This is a genomic window from Cystobacter fuscus (genome assembly GCF_044360685.1).
GTDB lineage: Bacteria > Myxococcota > Myxococcia > Myxococcales > Myxococcaceae > Cystobacter > Cystobacter fuscus_C.
The window spans coordinates 1281889-1298547 of sequence record NZ_CP043491.1; the positions used below are offsets into that span (position 1 = coordinate 1281889).

The following is a 16659-nucleotide window of genomic DNA, read 5'->3' on the forward strand; positions in this document are numbered from 1 at the left end:
CCGGAGCAGTGAGGAGGGGGCTGTCCTGTTGCTTGGTGTTAAAAGTCGGCTGGTGCGTCATTGCCGCCGACCCGTCCACGAGCAAGAGGACGATGAAATGACGGGGGAATTGCCAGGGTGGATGACCTTTTCTTCCACCGTAGCAGATGCCATCCCCAGAATGACCCATCACGTGCTGACCAGCGATGACCTTCGCTTTGTCGCGGCTCAACACGCAAAATGTACGATGGAAATGACGTACGATGATTTTGACGTACGTCGAGACCGTAGGTTGTGTGAACTCATGGCGAACCTGTGAGTTCACCAGCGATGCGCCACGCCCAGGCCCCCGTAGAGCGACCGGGGAGGCGTCGGCTCGAAGTAGCGGCCCCGGCTCGCGTTCACCCGCACGTTGTCGATGGCCCGCGCCGACAGCAGGTTCTGCAGGCCCAGGAAGGGACTCAGCTCGAACCCGCCAATGGGGATGCGGTGCGCCAGCCGCGCGTTCACCACCCAGGCCATGGGCACCCGCACCGTGTTCGCGTCGTCCGCGTACATCCCTCCGGTGCTGAACACCTCCACCGCCGCCAGCGCGCCGCTCGCATGCTGGTACATCGCCTCCGCGCTCACCTGGTGCGTGGGAATGCCCGGCACGCGCTTGCCTCCCTCCACCGTGGCCCTCAGGGCGTTGTATGCCGCCCGCAGCCGCAGCCACTCCGTCACCCGCGCCTCCAGCGCCACCTCCGCCCCCACGTGCCGCGAGCGCGCCGTGTTGCGGTAGTACGCCCGCGTCGACTCGTCCTCGTAGCGCACCAGTCCATCGCGCAGCCACACCGAGTACAGCGCCACGTCGTAGCGCAGCCGGCTCCAGAGCAGTCCCCGCGCCCCCACCTCCACCCCGTTGGATCGCTGGGGTCTCAACTCCCGCGACAGGCCGCCGCCCGCTCCCGGCGGCAGCGCGAGCTCCGTCGTCGTCGGCGCCTCGAAGGCCTGGGTGAAGCTCGTGAAGACAGACGCCTCTTCCCGGGGCGCCCAGATGAGCCCCAGCCGCCCCGTGGGCTGCTGGAAGGTCCGTGCTCCCGTCGCGTCCCCGTCCTCCTTCAGGAAGTCCTCCACCGCGTAGCGCGACACGTCGTAGCGCACCCCCGCGACGGCCGTCAGGTGCTCGACGAGCGCCAGCTCCTCCTGCGCGAACACTCCCAGCGCCAGCACGTTCTCGTCCTGGTCGAGCTGCACCGCGCCTCCGGGCCGGCCCTCCACGTTGTCGAGGTTCTTCCTCCGGTCCGCCTGTGATTGCACCTCCGCCCCCAGGGTGAAGCGGCTGCGCAGGCCCCCCAGCGGCGCCCGGTTGTCATAGCGCGCGGAGACTCCATCGAACGTCCGGTCGAACGCCACCACCACCCCCGGCAGCGCGTTCTGGAAGCGCCGCAGCGACAGGAAGCCCCGGGCCTCCATCGCGTGCGCCTCGCCCAGGCGCAGCCGGTACGTCAGCCCCAGCCGCCCCTGGCGCACCGCCTCGCCCGCCCGGGCCGCCAGGTTGAGCGGCGCGGCCTGCCGGGGCTCGGCCTCCAGCTCTTCCTCCGTCAGCGCGCCCGGATCCTGGGCCTCGGGCGCGTCCACCAGCGACAGCACCGCCGTCAGCTCGGAGTTCCCGCTCGGCGTCCAGCCCACCTTGCCGTTGAAGAGCACCTGCTCCGTGGCCGATTGCCGCCGCCAGCCCGTCTGCGCGAGCCGCGACGCACCCACCAGCCAGCGCACCGGCCCGCTCGTCCCTCCGCCCTTCACGTTCAACTTCCACAGGCCGTACTCCCCGTTCACCGTGCGCGCCTCCACGTAGGGGCGCTCGGGGCCGTCCTCGGTGGTGAGGCTCACCACGCCGCCCGCCGCGTTGCCGTACAGCGACGAGGCCAGTCCCCGCAGCACCTCGATGCGCGACACCATCGCCATGTCCAGCAGATCCACGTTCGACTGCCCATCCGGCAGGGTCTCCGGGAAGCCATCCACCACCACGGTGATGCCCCGGATGCCGAACGCCGAGCGCGCCCCGAAGCCCCGCAGGGACAGCCGCAGGTCCTGCGAGGCGTTGTTGCGGCTCTGCACCACGAGCCCTGGCACTCCCACCAGGGCCTCGTACATGCCCAGGGTGGGGCGGCCCGTCTGGATGTCCTCCCCCTCCACGACGCTCACCGCCGCGGGGGTGCGGTTCAGGGGCGTGGGCACCCGGGGCGCCACCACCATCGTCTCGCCGGGAGTCCCTCCGGAGGGAGGCGTTTCGGGCGCCGGGGAAGGGGATTGGGCGAGGGCGAGGGACAGGAGCGCGCGAGGGAGGAGCCAGGACATCCGGGAACACCTTTGCTCGGAAGCAGGGGGAGCCGCGCCTGTCTGCCCGGCTTCGGGGCGCTCCGCCACCGCATCTTTTTCGCCGGGTGATAGAAATCGGACGAAGGTGTATGGACGGCCCTCGTGAGGGGGCGCCGCGTCGCTGCTAACGTCCTCGCGCCCCCCGTCATGAACGCCCCCGAGCAATACGCCCCGGAAGTCTCTTCGTCGTCGAGCCTCGTCGCGAGCGGTCCCGAGGGGGAGTCCCTCTTCCGGCAGATGGCCGAGACCATTCCCCAGCTCGTGTGGACGACCCGGCCCGACGGCTACCACGACTACTTCAACCAGCGCTGGTACGACTACACCGGGATGAAGCCGGGCGACACGGACGGCGAGGGCTGGCAACTGCCCTTCCATCCCGATGACGTGCCGGAGGCGCAGCGGCGCTGGCAACACTCGCTGCGCACCGGCGAGCCCTATGACGTGGAGTACCGCTGCCGGCGCCATGATGGCGCGTACCGCTGGTTCATCGGACGGGCCCAGCCGGTGCGCGACGCCGAGGGCCGCATCGTCAAGTGGTTCGGCACCTGCACCGACATCGACGACCAGAAGCGGGCCGTGGACTCGCTGCAGGTGCTCGCCGAGGCGAGCTCCCTGCTGGCGTCCCCGCTGGATTACGAGGCCACGCTCGACGCGCTCACCCGGCTCGCGGTGCCCCGGCTGGCGGACTGGTGCACCCTGCGCATGGTCGGCGACAACGGCGTGGTGCAATTGCTCGGGGTCGCGCACGTGGCCGCGGAGAAGGTGGCGCTCGCCTGGGCACTCAACCAGCTCTACCCGCCGGATCCCCACGCCTCCTCGGGTGTCTACGAGGTCATCCGCACCGGGCGCCCGGAATGGTCCCCCACCGTCTCCGAGGAGACGCTGGTGAAGGCCACGCGGGACGCGGAGCACCTGCGCATCGTGCGCGAGCTGGGTCTGCGCTCGTTCGTGACGGTGCCCCTCAAGGCCCGGGGCCGCGTCCTGGGCGCGCTCCAGCTCATCTCCGCCGAGTCCAAGCGGACCTTCTCCGCCGCGGATGTCTCGCTCTTCGAGCAGCTCGCCGAGCGCGCCGCCCTGGCCGTGGACAACGCGCGCCTCTACCGCGACGCCCAGGCCGCCCTGCGGCGCAAGGAGGAGGAGCAGCGCGTCGCCGAGACGCTCCACCGCATGGGCCTGTCGCTCGCCTCGGAGCTGGAGCCCGTCCGGCTCATCAAGAGCGCCACCGACGCGGGGGTGTCCGTCACGGGCGCGTCCTTCGGTGCCTTCCTCGAGAAGCGCGTGGAGGAGAACGGCGAGCCCTCCCGGCTCTCCACGCTGCCCCTGCCGCGCAACACCCCGCTCTTCGCGCCCATCTTCCGCGGCGAGCCCCCGCTGCTGCTCGACGACGTGCCGCGGCATCCGGAGTACGGCAAGAGCACCCCCTTCCAGAGCCTGTCCTCCAAGCACCTGCCCGTGCGCAGCTACCTCGGGGTGCCCGTGAAGAGCCGCTCGGGCGAGGTGCTGGGCGGGTTGTTCTTCGTCCATCCCGAGCCGGGGCGCTTCACCCGGGTGCATGCCCAGCTCGCCGAGGGCATCGCGGCGCAGGCCGCCGTGGCGCTGGACAACGCGCGCCTGTACGCCAGCGCGCGCCAGTCCGAGGAGCGCTTCCGCTCGCTCATCAACGCCACGGCCCAGGCCGTGTGGGTGACGCGTCCGGATGGGCTGGTGATCGAGGACTCGCCCTCGTGGCGCGAATTCACCGGGCAGACGTACGAGGAGTACCGGGGCTTTGGCTGGCTGAGCGCCGTGCACCCCGAGGACCAGGAGCGGGTGCGGCGGGGCTGGGAGGCGGGGCGGGCGCTCCGCAGGCCCTACGAGGTGGAGATGCGCGTGCGCCGCAAGGACGGCAGCCATGCGACCATCCTGTCGCGTGCCGTGCCCTTGTATTCGGCCCCGGGCGAGGTGCGCGAGTGGGTGGGCACGAGCCTGGACGTCACCGCCCAGCGCCACGCGGAGGAGTCCTCGCGCCGGCTGGAGAGCGAGCAGCGCACCCGTCAGCTCGAGGCGCTGCACGCCCGGGTGAGCGAGGTGCTCTCCCAGGAGGTGGCGCCCGAGCGGATGATGCAGGAGTGCGCCGAGGTGATGACGCGCTGTCTGCCCATGTTCCCGCTCTCGCAGCTCTGGGCGTGGGACCGGGAGGCGAAGGTGCTGCGGCTCAAGGGGCACGCGGGGCCGTCCGTCCCGCCCTCCATCCAGACGGATCGGCAGGAGCTGGGCCAGGGCGTCGCGGGACGGGTGGGCCAGAGCCGTCAGTTGTTGTACTCCAACGACGCGTCACGCCACCCGGGCGTGGCGCGCGCACGCGACTGGTTGGAGGCTCAGGCGCTGACGTCCTTCGTGGGCATCCCCCTGCAGGTGCGCGGGCAGCTCGTGGGCGTGTTCACCCTCTTCGGGATGCAGCCGCTGGAGGAGGAGACGCTCATCACCCTGTCCACGGTGGCGGAGGCGCTGTCCCAGGGACTCGAGCGCCGCCGCGCCGAGCTGGCCCTGCAGGCCCATGCCACGGAGCTGGCGCGCTCCAACGAGGAGTTGCAGCAGTTCGCCTACGTGGCCTCGCACGACCTGCAGGAGCCCCTGCGCATGGTGGCCAGCTTCACGCAGCTCCTGGCGCGGCGCTACAAGGGGCGGCTGGACTCGGACGCGGACGAGTTCATCGCCTTCGCGGTGGATGGCGTCAACCGCATGCAGCGGCTCATCCAGGACCTGCTCACCTACTCGCGCGTGGGCACCAAGGGCCACGAGTTCAAGCCCGTGGAGGCGGGCCACGCGCTGGACAAGGCGCTCGCCAACCTCAAGACGCTGGTGGACGAGACGGGCGCCAGCATCACCCAGGGCCCGCTGCCGCGGGTGATGGCGGACGAAAGCCAGCTCACCCAGCTCTTCCAGAACCTGGTGGGCAACTCGCTGAAGTTCCGGGGCCCGAAGCCCACGCGCATCCGGGTGGACGCCGAGCGCCAGGGCGACTCGTGGCGCTTCACCGTGTCGGACAACGGCATCGGCATCGAGCCGCAGTACTTCGAGCGCATCTTCATCATCTTCCAGCGCCTGCACAACAAGGAGGACTACCCCGGCACGGGCATCGGACTCGCCATCTGCAAGAAGATCGTCGAGCGCCACGGTGGCCGCATCGGGTTGGAGTCCCACCCGGGCCAGGGCACGGTATTCTGGTTCACCCTGCCCGCGCTTCCCTCCCTCCCCGTGAACAAGGGGTCGAGCTCATGAACGGCGAGAGTCTTGGACGTCCCATCGAAATCCTCCTCGTGGAGGACAACCCCGGCGACGTGCGTCTGACGATCGAGGCCCTCAAGGAGGGCAAGGTGAGCAACCGCCTCTCCGTCGCGCGCGATGGGGTGGAGGCGCTCGCCTTCCTGCGCCGCGAGGGGGCGCACGCCAGTGCCCCGCGGCCGGACCTCATCCTGTTGGACCTGAACCTGCCGCGCCGGGACGGACGCGAGGTGCTGGCGGAGATCAAGGCGGATGCCAAGCTGCGCCGCATCCCCGTGGTGGTGCTCACCACGAGCAAGGCGGAGGAGGACATCCTGCGCACCTACGATCTGCACGCCAACTGCTACATCAACAAGCCGGTGGACCTGGACCAGTTCATCTCCGTGGTGCGCTCCATCGATGACTTCTGGCTCTCCGTGGTGCGCCTGCCCGGAGGAGATTGAGACCGTCATGAGCAAGGACGAAGGGCGCGTGCTGCGGCTGCTCCTGGTGGAGGACAACCCCGGAGATGCCCGGCTGCTGAAGGAGGAACTCAAGCGGGTGCCGTCCGTGAGTTTCGACGTGCGCCACGTCATGCGCCTGGCGGAGGCCGAGGCGCAGGTGGGCGAGCCCGGTCTGGACGCGGTGCTGTTGGACCTGTCGCTGCCGGACGGACAGGGGTTGTCCAACATCCAGCGCATGGTGCAGGCGGCGCCCACGCTGCCCCTGGTGGTGCTCACCGGCACGGACGACGACGAGCTCGCCATGCGCGCGGTGCACGCGGGCGCGCAGGACTACCTCGTGAAGGGGCAGGTGACGGGGCCGCTGCTCGTGCGCGCGCTGCGCTACGCCATCGAGCGCAAGCGCGTGGAGGAGGGGCTCAAGCGCGAGGAGGCCGCGCGCCAGACGGCGCTCTTCCGCGAGCAGTTCCTCGGCATCCTCGGGCATGATCTGCGCAACCCCCTGCAGGCCATCACCGGCAACGCCGCGCTGCTCCTGCGCTACGGCGGCCTGTCCGATCCCCAGCGCAAGGCCGTCCACCGCATCTCCAACTCCGCGGATCGCATGGCGCGGATGATTGGCGACCTGCTCGACTTCACGCGCACGCGCCTGGGCGGGGGCTACACGTTGCAGCGCACGGAGATGAACGTGCACGACGTGCTGCGGCAGGTGGTGGAGGAGCTGGAGGTGGCGCACCCGGGGCGCAAGTTCGAGCTGAACGTGTCCGGCACCGGCTGGGGCTCGTGGGACATGGGCCGCATCGCCCAGGCGGCCTCCAACCTGGTGGGCAACGCGGTGCAGTACTCCCCCGAGGACAGCGTGGTGCGGGTGAGCGCGTGCGACGAGGGTCCGGGTGTGCGCGTGGAGGTGCGCAATGGCGGCCCGCCCATCCCCGCCGAGCGGATGCCCCACATCTTCGATCCCTTCGTGCGCGGCGCCGAGGTGTCCCGGGCCCGCACGGGGTTGGGGCTCGGGCTCTACATCACCCATGAAATCGTGAAGGCGCACGGGGGCACCCTGCAGGTGCTCTCCACGGAGGCCGAGGGCACGTGTTTCTGGATGAACCTGCCGCGTCAGGGGCCCTCCGCCCCGGCCTCGCTCGGCTCCTCGTCCGGGGGGCTGGCGGGCGTCTGAGTCGCGGAATGCGCGGAGGCCCTGGGGCTGCCCCGGTTGCTCGGGGGACCTACCTTGTTCCAAAAGGAGGTCGCTCCATGGGATTCCTCATCGGATTCGGTCTGTTCTTCCTCGCCATCCTGTTCACCATCGTCTTCGGAGGCGTGAGCAAGTTGGGGGACCGGCGCGTGGCGTTGGAGGGGCGTCCCACGCGGGATCAACGCCTGCCCACGCAGCAGGGCGCCTCGGTGGTGCCCTAGTCCATGCGCCTAGAGCCCCTCGGGAGGACCGGGGGGCTTGGGGTTGTAGTAGCGCCGCAGCCAGCGCGATAGCCCGTCCAGGCCCGGAAACAACACCCGCTCGGTGATGTTGGCCTGGTCGAGCTTGTCGCGCACCTCGCGCTTGAGTTGCGCGGGGACGATGATGCGGCGCACGCCCCGCTCCTGCTTCTCCAGGAACGTGTCCAGCCGGCTCGAGGGCGCGTTCATCACCGAGAAGAGGGCGAACTGGTTGACGATGCGCTCGTCGAGCGAGGGCGGCTCGAAGAAGAGCACGAAGGAGCGGCGGGTGAGTTGATCGAAGTCCTTGAGCCTCGGGGCCACCTCCTCGAGCATCTCCGCGCTGAAGACATCCGCGCCTTCCTGCCGCAGTTGCTCCTTGAGGGGCCGCGGCAGCAGCCGGTTCGTCTCGCGGTAGTCCACGCTCCACACCACGCCGTCGGTGCCGTACAGCTCCAGGTTCTCCGACAGGAAGTGCAGCGCCACGTAGGGGCTGAACGTCCAGTCCAGCAGCCGCGTGGGCAAGCCATGGTGCTGGGCGAGCGCCAACCAATCCCAGACACTGCCGCAGGGGTAGGCGGTGCCGCGCGCGTACTTGCGGAAGGCGCGCAGCATGACGTGCTCCTGGCGCGAGTAATCCCCACCCCGCCGGTTGAGCCCCGTGGCCAGGTCCATGTTGGAGTCCGGCATGCCACGAAAGGCGAGCGTGGGGCGGAAGCGATGAAGTGCTTCGTTCCACGAGCCCTCGAAGAGTAGCTCCTGCAACTCCACCCAGCTCTTTACCCGATGTTCGAGCACGTGAGTCCCCGCCGGTTGGTTTTCGTCCTACCACGCTCCTCAGTGAGCGGACGCTTCCGTGAGCTTGAGCTGCTCCAGCGCCCGGCGCGCGAGCCGCCGCCAGCGCACCGCCGTCATCCCCGGTGTGGGCACGTCATACAGCAGCCTTCCCGCGCGCGGCGGCCGGGTGAAGTCGTAGCGGGGCGCGAGCCGGTAGTGCTCCGGCGCGCTCGACGCGGAGCGCGAGTCCCACCCGTGCGAGGCCTGGCAGGCGAGCATCCGCTGCTTGAGGGCGCGATCCTCCGCGGACAGGGCCACGGTGGCCACGGGCCGGTCGTCCCACGCGGACTGGAAGCCGCTGGGGTGGGGCGCCGGGTGCCCGCAGGCGGGGACGGCCATCTCCAGGAGCGAGGGCGGTGTGCGCCCGCCCCTCACGAGCAGGGCCACGGCCGCATGCGAGATGAAGGCGGCGGCGTCATGGTCCGGGTGTCCTCCTTCGTAGGGGTGGACGACGAGGAGGGTCGGGCGGAGGGCCTTGAGCAGGGCCACCAGGCATTCGGTGAGGGTCGCGAGTTCCTGGCTCGCCATGCGCTCCCTCGTCCCCAGTGACAACAGCCGCTCCGGACCCAGTCCGGCGAGCGACAAGGCCTCGAAGGAGGCTTGCTCGAGGAGTTGGTCGTGGGCCTCTGGCGTGCCGGGGGTGACGTGGACGACGTACGCGTGGGGGCTGCGGCGCAACAGCCACGATGCCCCGCGTACCGCGTCGTCCGGATGAGCCGTCACGAAGAGCGCGGAGCCACGCAGGGCCTGGGCGGGCAGGAGCGGTCCGAGCACTCCGGCCACGCTCTCCTCGCCCTCCCGTGGCACCTGGTGCTGGGATTCATCGGGAGGCCACATGGCGGGGCCTCCTTCCGCTTCGTCGTCGCACCCTCACCACCGCCCTCCCCCGAGCCTGTCTGGCTCCCCCTTTGAAGGGTCTGGAAAGTTGTGGTCGTGCTCCCGGAAAAAACCAGGGCCTCCAGTACGAGACCGGAAAAGCGGAGGGGCCAGAGAAGACGGTGCGTGCGCCAGTTCACGGAGGCGGACGCGGGCCCGTGTGCTGGAGCACATCCCGGGGCCGGGCCCCGGAGGAAGCGGGACTACGGCCGGCCGTTGTCGGCCGGCTGGTCGAAGGCGTGGCTCGCCGCGTGGGGAGCCTCGTCCCGGCGGAACAGGGCACACTTCTGACAGGTGAAGCCCTCCCAGTCCTCGCGCACGGCGGCGTCGATGCACCGGGCGTAGAGGCGGCAGTGCACGTTGCGATAGTCCTCGATGCGGTACTGCTCCGCCCAAATGGGCAAGCGGAGCTCGGTGGGGTTGGGCTTGGGTGGCAAGCAGGCCATATGGCGAAAACTCCTGATGTTGGGATGAGTCCCCCCTCTGCAAAAGGTCCTACCCTCCGGTACATCTCCTCATTCCCGATGGGAGGGCCCGGGGCGGGTCCTCTCTCGAGGTGAGAATCGAGACGCGAGGGGCCGCCCGGGGAGCAGGCGGGCCGAGACTCCGTGCTTCATCCAGCGCGGGCTTTCCCCGAAGATGCGCCCGTGCGTTCCCCGTCTACCCGCTCGCCGTGTCCCCCCACCCGCCGGCTGGGGCTGCTCGCCCTGTCGCTGTTCGCCCTGCTCGCCGCGGTGGGATGTTCGACCTTCGCCCGCGCCGTGAAGGAGGGCGACACGCTCACCACCCAGCGCCAATGGAGCCAGGCGGAGGCCGCCTACCAGCGGGCGCTCGCCGCGGAGCCCGGCAACTCGGAGGCGAAGGTGAAGCTGCGCGACATGCGCCGGCTGTGGAGCGCCGAGGTGTTCCAGGCCGCCCAGGGCAAGCACGCCGAGGGGGACCTGGCCGCGGCCACGCCGCTGCTGGTGCGCGCGCTCGAACTGGACGAGGGCAACGCCGAGGTGGGCGCGCTGCTCGCCCAGACGCTGGATGCGCGGGTGGAGGGGGCCCAGAAGGCGCTCCAGGCGGAGAAGCTGCAGGAGGCCCGGGCGGAGTTCGACGCGGTGCTGGCGGTGGATGGCGAGCACGCGGCGGCGCGCAAGGGCGTGACGGCGGTGCGCACGGCGTGGGCGCGCCGGTGGTTCTCCACGGCGAAGCGGCTGGAGGACGAGGGCAAGCTGGGCAACGCGCTCCTGGCGTACGTGCGCGCGGACCAGGAGCTCGCGGGGGCCACGCAGGCGCGTGAGCGCGCCGAGGCGGTGCGCCGCCTGCTCCAGGACGAGGTGGCCTTCATGGTGGTGACCGCGCCGGCCGAGGACAAGGCCAGCGCGCCGGACGTGGCGCAGCGGCTGTCGCCCGGACGGCTCGCGGCGATGCTGCCGCAGGAGGTGCCCATCCGCGTCATCACCACCGAGGCGCCCAAGAACCACGAGGGCGTGCGTCTGGGCATGGCGCTGGAGCGGGTGTTGCCGGTGAAGTCGGTGGAGCAGGGCCAGCGCTCGACGCGCTACCTGCTCACGAACAAGGCCGTGCCCAATCCGCGCCGCTTCGAGCTGGAGACGGCCCTGCTCGCCGAGGAGCGCAAGCTGGAGGAGGTGGAGCGCAAGATGGGAGGCGTGCTGCGCGAGTACCTGCGCCGGCAGGACGAGCTGGTGCAGGCGCGCGAGGTGGCCGGGCGCTGCCGTGACCGCGAGCGCAAGGCGTGCAGCAAGGCCCTGGCCGAGTGCACCGAGGCCATCACCCGCGTGAAGCCCGGGCATGTGCCCCGCGAGTGCGACCCCTCGCTGTGCAATCCGCAGTGTGAGCAGGAGGAGCGCGCCTATGCCCAGCGCGCCGCGACGGCCAGGGAGCTGGAGCAGCGGCTGGAGGGCGCGCAGGAGAGCGCCGAGGCGCAGCGGCGCGAGGTGCAGCGCGGCCGGGACGCCTGGTACCGCGAGCCGCTCACGGTGGAGGAGCCCGTCTACGCGGACTACCCCTATGACGTGGAGCTGCACAAGCTGACCCTCACGGCCACCGTCACCGAGCGCCTGGTGGACCTGGCCAAGGACGCCGCGGGCGCCTCGCCGCACACCGAGGACTACGCGGCGCTGCACGAGGACTCGTCGAACAAGGCCTATGACAAGGTGGGCGTGCTGGCGGACCCCGTGCAGCTGCGCAGCGAGGCGGAGCTGCGCGTGGAGGCGGGGGACAAGGCCATCACCGCCATCGCCGCGCGGGTGAAGGAGCGCTTCGACGCCTACCGCCAGCGCCGCGTGGAGGACGCGCGCCGGGGCCTGGTGCGTCCCAGCTCCGAGGACGTGGTGGAGACGGCGGTGCGGGCGCTGCTGCTCACCGCGGACGAGCCCCCCCAGGACATCCTCCTGACGATCGCCAAGGCCCGGGGGCTGGAGCACCCCGAGGCCCTGCTCGGGCGCTAGCGGTGCGCGGCGTCAGGCCACGGAGGCCGACACGGGCGTGCCCAGCGAAGCCTCGGCCGACTCGAGGCAGTCCTCGATGAAGTGCAGCTGGAGCTCGAGCGCCTCGGCGCTCAGCTCCGCGAACGTCCGGGCGCTCTCCGGCATCGCGCGCACCAGATCCTCCATCAGCCGCGCCTGGGTCACCGCGCGCGGCGCATCCGGCTGGGACTGGGCCTTGAGCGCGCACAGGCTCTCGAGCGCCTCGCGGCCGAGCACCCGCGTCACGTTGGCCAGCAGGTGGGGCCCCATCATCTGCATGAGCAGGGTGCTCTCGAACTCGATGGCGATCTGCGCCGCCGGAAACTCCCCGGCGAGCGTCTCCTCGACGAGCCGGCGGTAGGAGCGCATCGCGTCGGTGGGGTATTGCGAGAGCAACCGCTCGCCGTGGAGCACCGGGTGGAAGCGCTGGTTCCACCGGCGCACGAGCACCTGCACGTCCTCGGTCATCGTCTGGGCGAGACCCGAGGCCTGTTTGGCGTGCGCGAGCAGGCTCTTGCCCAGCGCGTCCAGGCTCAGCAGGAGGTTGCGGTGGCCGGCGCGGCGGTTCCATCCCTCCAGGGGCTCGGCCAGGTAGACGCCGAGGGCGTGGAACTGGAGGAGGAAGCGCTCGAGCAGCTCCGGGGAGATGGCGGGATCCACCACCCTTCGCATCACCGGATCCGTGGCGACGCGGGCGCGCGCGGCCAGGACGTAGGGCTCGTACAGCTCTTTGACCAGACTCATGTCGGCTCCTTCGCTGTGTGCAGTCGGGGTGTGGGTTCAGGCGGTGGGAGCCGGGGAGGGGAGTCGGCCCACCGTCGCCTCGCTCACGTGTTCCAGGAACTCGGGCAGCAGATGGGCGGAGAGCAGCCACAGACAGGGACTGGTGCCGGGCCCCTCGCGCAACCGGGCGGCCGCGAGCGGGCCATTGTCGTCCTCCTCGGACACGAGGACGAAGGAGGGCAGGCCGCGGGCGGCGTACCAGGCGCGCGCCGCGTCCAGCAGCGCGACGTAGGCGTCCTGTCCTCCGGGCGCGAGCGGGAACAGCCGTGCCGTGTCCAGCAGGCGCAGGAGGTTCATTCCCTCCGGTCCCCGCTCGAGCACGATGGCGGCCACCGCCATGCCCTCGCGGCGCGCCACCAGCACCTGCCGCTCGCGCTCCAGACCCGCCTCGTGCCAGGCCTGGGTGGCGTCCGTCATCGCCAGCCGCTCGCGCGAGAGATCCAGCGCCTCCACGTAGCAGGCGGGCCGGGTGCGGGCGAGCTCGCTCGCCAGGAACGCCGTCTCCTCGGCGGTGGCCGGGCCGATGTCGAAGCCGTCCGAGGGCAGTCCACTCGGCTCGTCGCATCGCGCGCGCCACAGGTGCACGGGCAGCACCAGGGCCTCGCCCGTGTCGGCGTGCTGGCGCGCGTAGGACAGGTAGACGCGCTCGAAGAAGGGCACGCTCGAGTCGACGTAGCCGAGCAGCCAGCGGAAGTCGGGGGCGCTCTGCGCGTGCTCCAGCGCGCGCAGGTGCAGCTCGCGCAGGATCCGCCCCGGGGCCACCTCCGGGACGGGAGCCCCCGGGCGCTTGGCGAGCTGGTGCACGAGCCAGCCATGATGCCAGGCGCGCACCGAGGACAGCGTGGCCTCCACGCCCCGCTCCGACGGCCACACCGCCTGGCAGAAGAGCTGGGGCTCGCGCGCCGCGCGCAGGCTCGTGTCGACGAAGCTGGCGCGCTGCTGCTCGAAGTCCTCCGGCGTGTCGCCCGCGAGCTGGTGGTAGCCCGTGTCGGCGAGCAGTTGCCACAGCGGCTCGAGCCACTGCTCGCCCTCGCGCGTGTCGGGGCTGAGCGCCTGGGAGACGAGCTGCATCCAGCGCGCCTCGTCCTCGGGCGTCTGGGGCGTCACCTGGAGGCCCAGCACCCGCTGGCCGTCCGGACGCGGCTTGCCCACGTAGCGCACCTCTCCGCGCAGCAGGAAGGGCTCGCCGTGCTCGGGGAGGAGCTCGAGCGGTTGCAGGAGCAGGCCCGGGAAGGCGAGATCGTCCGCCGAGCCCAACAGGGACAGGCCGGTGAAGGACACGTCCTGGATTTCCCGCTCGAGCGCGCCCAGCTCGTTCCACAGGGGGTGGTGGAAGCGGGCCATCAGGCCGGCGGGAGCGGGCACGCGCCGGCGCGCGCGGTGGCGCACCCGCCACAGCCGCCGGGGAATGGGCGTCACCAACCGGTCGCCGCGCACCTCGAGCTCCGGCACGCGCATGCGGAAGGCGGAGTTGTAGCCCACCACCTCGATGTCATGGGGCGCCTGCCCCCACCGGGCCGACGGCTCCTCCAGGCGCCAGTGGAGCCGCGAGGTCTCGACGTCGAAGTACTCGAGCGACACGCGCAGCGTCCGGCCCGGCTGGCGCAGCAGCCCCTGGTGTTGCATGACACACACGGACTTGAGGATGGAGCGGATGCGCTCGGAATCGACGAGCGCCTCCTCGATGGGCCGCGGCGACACGGCGGGCAGGGCGCGTCCCTCGCGCGCCGCCGAGTCCAGCGCGGAGAGGATCTGCCGGCCCTGCTCCAGCGTCACGTCGACGAACTGGATGCCGAAGGGCGCGTCGGCGCGGCGCGGATCACTCCAGAAGATCTCCCCGCGCAGCGGCCCGATGGTGCGGCCATTGTCGTCCAGGAGCAGCTGCACGGGGCGCTCGCGGGGGGGCAGCTCCGTGCCCGGCTCCGGCAGGGCCCACACCACGGTGGGGCTCAGCCGCGTCACCCGGCTGCTGCTGATGCCGGGCTGCGACAGGATGAGGTTGATGCCTTGATCGGGCTCGTGCGCGTGCAGCGAATAGCCCGAGTAGGTGCCGGCGGTGAGGGCCAGTCCCGTCGAAGTCTCCAGATGTTCACGCATGGCGCTTTCTCCCGCTTGGGGGATGGCGCGGGTTGCTCGCGCCTGGCCGTCAGGAGGAGGGGTGTCCCGGACGGCTCTCAATCCCTTGCAGGAAAAGAGAGCGCTCGATGACCCCTTTCGTCAAGGCGGGTCTCGCCATTCATTGCTCACCGCGCGCGGGCATCGCGATGCGGATGGAAAAGTCCGCCCCGCCCGGCCAGGACTCCAGAAGCCCGCTGTCTCTCCGAGAGAACGGACCCTGCCTGGAGACGTGTAAACAAAGACTTGAGGGACGCGCGGCGAAGGTTGTCAGGAGTTTGCCGGACTGACGGTTCTTCAGCGCCGCCGCAGTTATGGGCTGGAGATGTGCACGAGCGTCCCCGTCCTGAGAGGGATTGCTGGGAATGGAGGGTTTACGTGGACCCGGGGGGAGGCCGCGCCCGAGGTGACCGGCGGGAGGTGGACACCTCCGGACGGAGGATGTGGACCAGACGACGGAAGGACTGTTGGCGGCGCGACCGGGAAGAACGTCGTGGCGGTCCGCGGCGGGACGGGCGAGGCTCGGGGCCCGGGAGAACCCTATGAGCCAAATCACGGCGGACGATCGCTTCAACATCGAAGTGCTCAAGTTGATGATCCAACTGGCCTGGAGTGATGGGCGGCTCGACGCGCGGGAGTCGGGCCTCATCCAGGGCGTGGCGCGCAGTTGGAACGTTCCGGAGTTGGAGTTCGCCGCCCTCAAGAAGCTCCTGGCGCACGGGGGCACGCCCCCCGCGCCCGACCTGGCGCTGCTGCGCGACCGTCCGGACGAGGTCTTCGAGGCGGTGCGCGCCCTCATCGCGAGCGACGGCCAGCTTCGGGCCGAGGAGAAGGAGCTGATCGAGGAGCTGCGCGTCATCCTCGGCCAGGAGTCCTGAGCCGGGGGGGCGGAGGGCCTCGGGCGCTCGCGGAGCCACGCCGCGCAGCCGGGTGGGCGCGCACCGGTATAGAAAGCCCCCAGGTCCTCCCGCTCCATGCCCATCTCCGCCCTCCGTTCCCGTCTCCTCGCCGCCTTCCTGCTGTGCCTGTCCTCGGGTTGCCAGGAGAGAGCGCGCGCCACCAAGGCGCCAAGGCCCCGGCGTGCGCCGCCGCTGCAACTCACGCGCTCGCGGATGTTGACCCTCCCGGTGCCCGAGATGGCCGGGGGCACGGCCTATGTCTCCGCCGCGAGCGGCCTCGTGCGGGTGGGCGACTGGCTGCATGTCGTCGCGGACGATTCCCTGTCACTCGCCTCCTTTCCACTCCAGGGCGAGGGGCCCGGACACTGGGTGAGACTCTTTCCGGGCGAGCTGCCCCGGGACCCGGCGGACCGCAAGGCCGTGAAGCCGGACCTGGAGGCGCTCTGTCTCGTGGAGGGCCTCGCCTCGGCGCCCCAGGGGGCCTTGCTGGCGGTTCCCTCCGGGAGCGCCCCGGCGCGGATGCGTGGGGCGCTGATCCCCCTCCAGGCGGATGGGCGGCTGGGCGGCACCGTGCGCGAGGTGGACTTCTCGGGCCTGTATGCCCGGCTCGCCCGGGAGCTGGGCCCCGTCAACGTGGAGGGGGCCGTCTGGACGGGCGGACACCTGTGGTTGCTCAACCGGGGCAACAGCGACGAGGGCTCGGACGCCGTGGTGATGATCGCGGGCGAGGGCTTCGCGCGCGCCCTCGAGGCCGGTGTTGCTCCCGGCCCGGAGCTGGTGCGCGACGTGAAGCGCTGGAAGCTGGGCCGGACCCGCTCGGTGCGGCTGTCCTTCTCGGACGCGGCGCCGCTGCCGGACGGCCGCGTCGTCTTCACCGCCGCCGCCGAGGACACCCATGGCCCCTATGCCGATGGCGCCGTGGTGGGCTCGGCCGTGGGCATGCTGGCCCGGGACGGCACTCCCCTGTGGCTCGAGCACGTGGAGGGCAAGGTGAAGCTGGAGGGCGTGACGGCGCGGGTGGAGCAGGGCCGTCTGCACCTGTGGCTCGTCTCGGACGCGGATGACTCCTCCGTCGTCGCGCCCCTGTTCGAGCTCTCCCTGGATGATCCTCCACCCTCCTCGTCTCCGGGCCGCTAGCAAGGCGGCCGGGCGAGGGTGGGTCTCCCTTTCTCAGGAATTGGCAAACGTCTTGCAAATAAG

Annotated in this window: 13 protein-coding genes; 7 read left to right on the plus strand and 6 right to left on the minus strand. The window is 71.0% G+C overall.

Going from position 1 to position 16659, the window contains the following annotated elements:
• Positions 1-300 precede the first annotated feature (300 nt).
• Entirely contained in the window at positions 301-2319 is a 2019-nt protein-coding gene (locus F0U63_RS05340; RefSeq protein WP_395844354.1) for a TonB-dependent receptor family protein, read from the minus strand.
• A gap of 168 nt (positions 2320-2487) precedes the next feature.
• On the opposite strand from F0U63_RS05340, the gene F0U63_RS05345 reads away from it, so the two are divergent.
• The 4 genes from F0U63_RS05345 to F0U63_RS05360 all read left to right on the plus strand — a co-directional run bounded on the left by F0U63_RS05345 (position 2488) and on the right by F0U63_RS05360 (position 7457).
• A complete protein-coding gene (locus tag F0U63_RS05345) occupies positions 2488-5601 on the plus strand; it encodes a PAS domain-containing protein (protein ID WP_395844356.1) in 3114 nt (1037 codons plus the stop codon).
• Positions 5598-6047, plus strand: a complete 450-nt coding sequence (locus F0U63_RS05350; protein ID WP_395844358.1) for a response regulator — start codon at positions 5598-5600, stop codon at positions 6045-6047. The genes F0U63_RS05345 and F0U63_RS05350 overlap by 4 nt, the downstream gene beginning before the upstream one ends.
• 7 nt (positions 6048-6054) lie before the next feature.
• A complete protein-coding gene (locus tag F0U63_RS05355) occupies positions 6055-7218 on the plus strand; it encodes an ATP-binding protein (protein ID WP_395844360.1) in 1164 nt (387 codons plus the stop codon).
• A gap of 77 nt (positions 7219-7295) precedes the next feature.
• Positions 7296-7457, plus strand: coding sequence for a hypothetical protein (locus F0U63_RS05360; RefSeq protein ID WP_395844362.1), 162 nt, complete (start codon positions 7296-7298; stop codon positions 7455-7457).
• Positions 7458-7466: 9 nt separating this feature from the next.
• On the opposite strand, the gene F0U63_RS05365 is transcribed toward F0U63_RS05360, so the two are convergent.
• The 3 genes from F0U63_RS05365 to F0U63_RS05375 form a co-directional block, all read right to left on the minus strand.
• Entirely contained in the window at positions 7467-8273 is an 807-nt protein-coding gene (locus F0U63_RS05365; protein ID WP_395844364.1) for an FRG domain-containing protein, read from the minus strand.
• A 39-nt stretch (positions 8274-8312) separates the two neighbouring features.
• Complete coding sequence (locus tag F0U63_RS05370) at positions 8313-9149, minus strand: PIG-L deacetylase family protein (RefSeq protein WP_395844366.1); 837 nt, start codon at positions 9147-9149, stop codon at positions 8313-8315.
• A gap of 242 nt (positions 9150-9391) precedes the next feature.
• Positions 9392-9634, minus strand: coding sequence for a hypothetical protein (locus F0U63_RS05375; protein ID WP_395844368.1), 243 nt, complete (start codon positions 9632-9634; stop codon positions 9392-9394).
• Positions 9635-9835: 201 nt separating this feature from the next.
• Here F0U63_RS05375 and traC point away from each other — a divergent pair, with 201 nt between their 5' ends.
• Positions 9836-11644 carry an outer membrane exchange accessory lipoprotein TraC gene (gene traC, locus F0U63_RS05380; RefSeq protein ID WP_395844370.1) on the plus strand — a complete coding sequence of 603 codons (1809 nt, stop codon included), beginning with the start codon at positions 9836-9838 and terminating at the stop codon, positions 11642-11644.
• 12 nt (positions 11645-11656) lie between these two features.
• Here traC and F0U63_RS05385 read toward each other — a convergent pair whose 3' ends face one another.
• Complete coding sequence (locus F0U63_RS05385) at positions 11657-12406, minus strand: hypothetical protein (protein ID WP_395844372.1); 750 nt, start codon at positions 12404-12406, stop codon at positions 11657-11659.
• A gap of 36 nt (positions 12407-12442) precedes the next feature.
• Positions 12443-14542: a hypothetical protein gene (locus F0U63_RS05390; protein WP_395844374.1), complete on the minus strand. Its 2100-nt coding sequence runs from the start codon at positions 14540-14542 to the stop codon at positions 12443-12445.
• A gap of 560 nt (positions 14543-15102) precedes the next feature.
• On the opposite strand from F0U63_RS05390, the gene F0U63_RS05395 reads away from it, so the two are divergent.
• Positions 15103-15438, plus strand: coding sequence for a TerB family tellurite resistance protein (locus tag F0U63_RS05395; RefSeq protein WP_395844376.1), 336 nt, complete (start codon positions 15103-15105; stop codon positions 15436-15438).
• A gap of 96 nt (positions 15439-15534) precedes the next feature.
• Entirely contained in the window at positions 15535-16596 is a 1062-nt protein-coding gene (locus tag F0U63_RS05400; RefSeq protein ID WP_395844378.1) for a DUF6929 family protein, read from the plus strand.
• Positions 16597-16659: the final 63 nt, after the last annotated feature.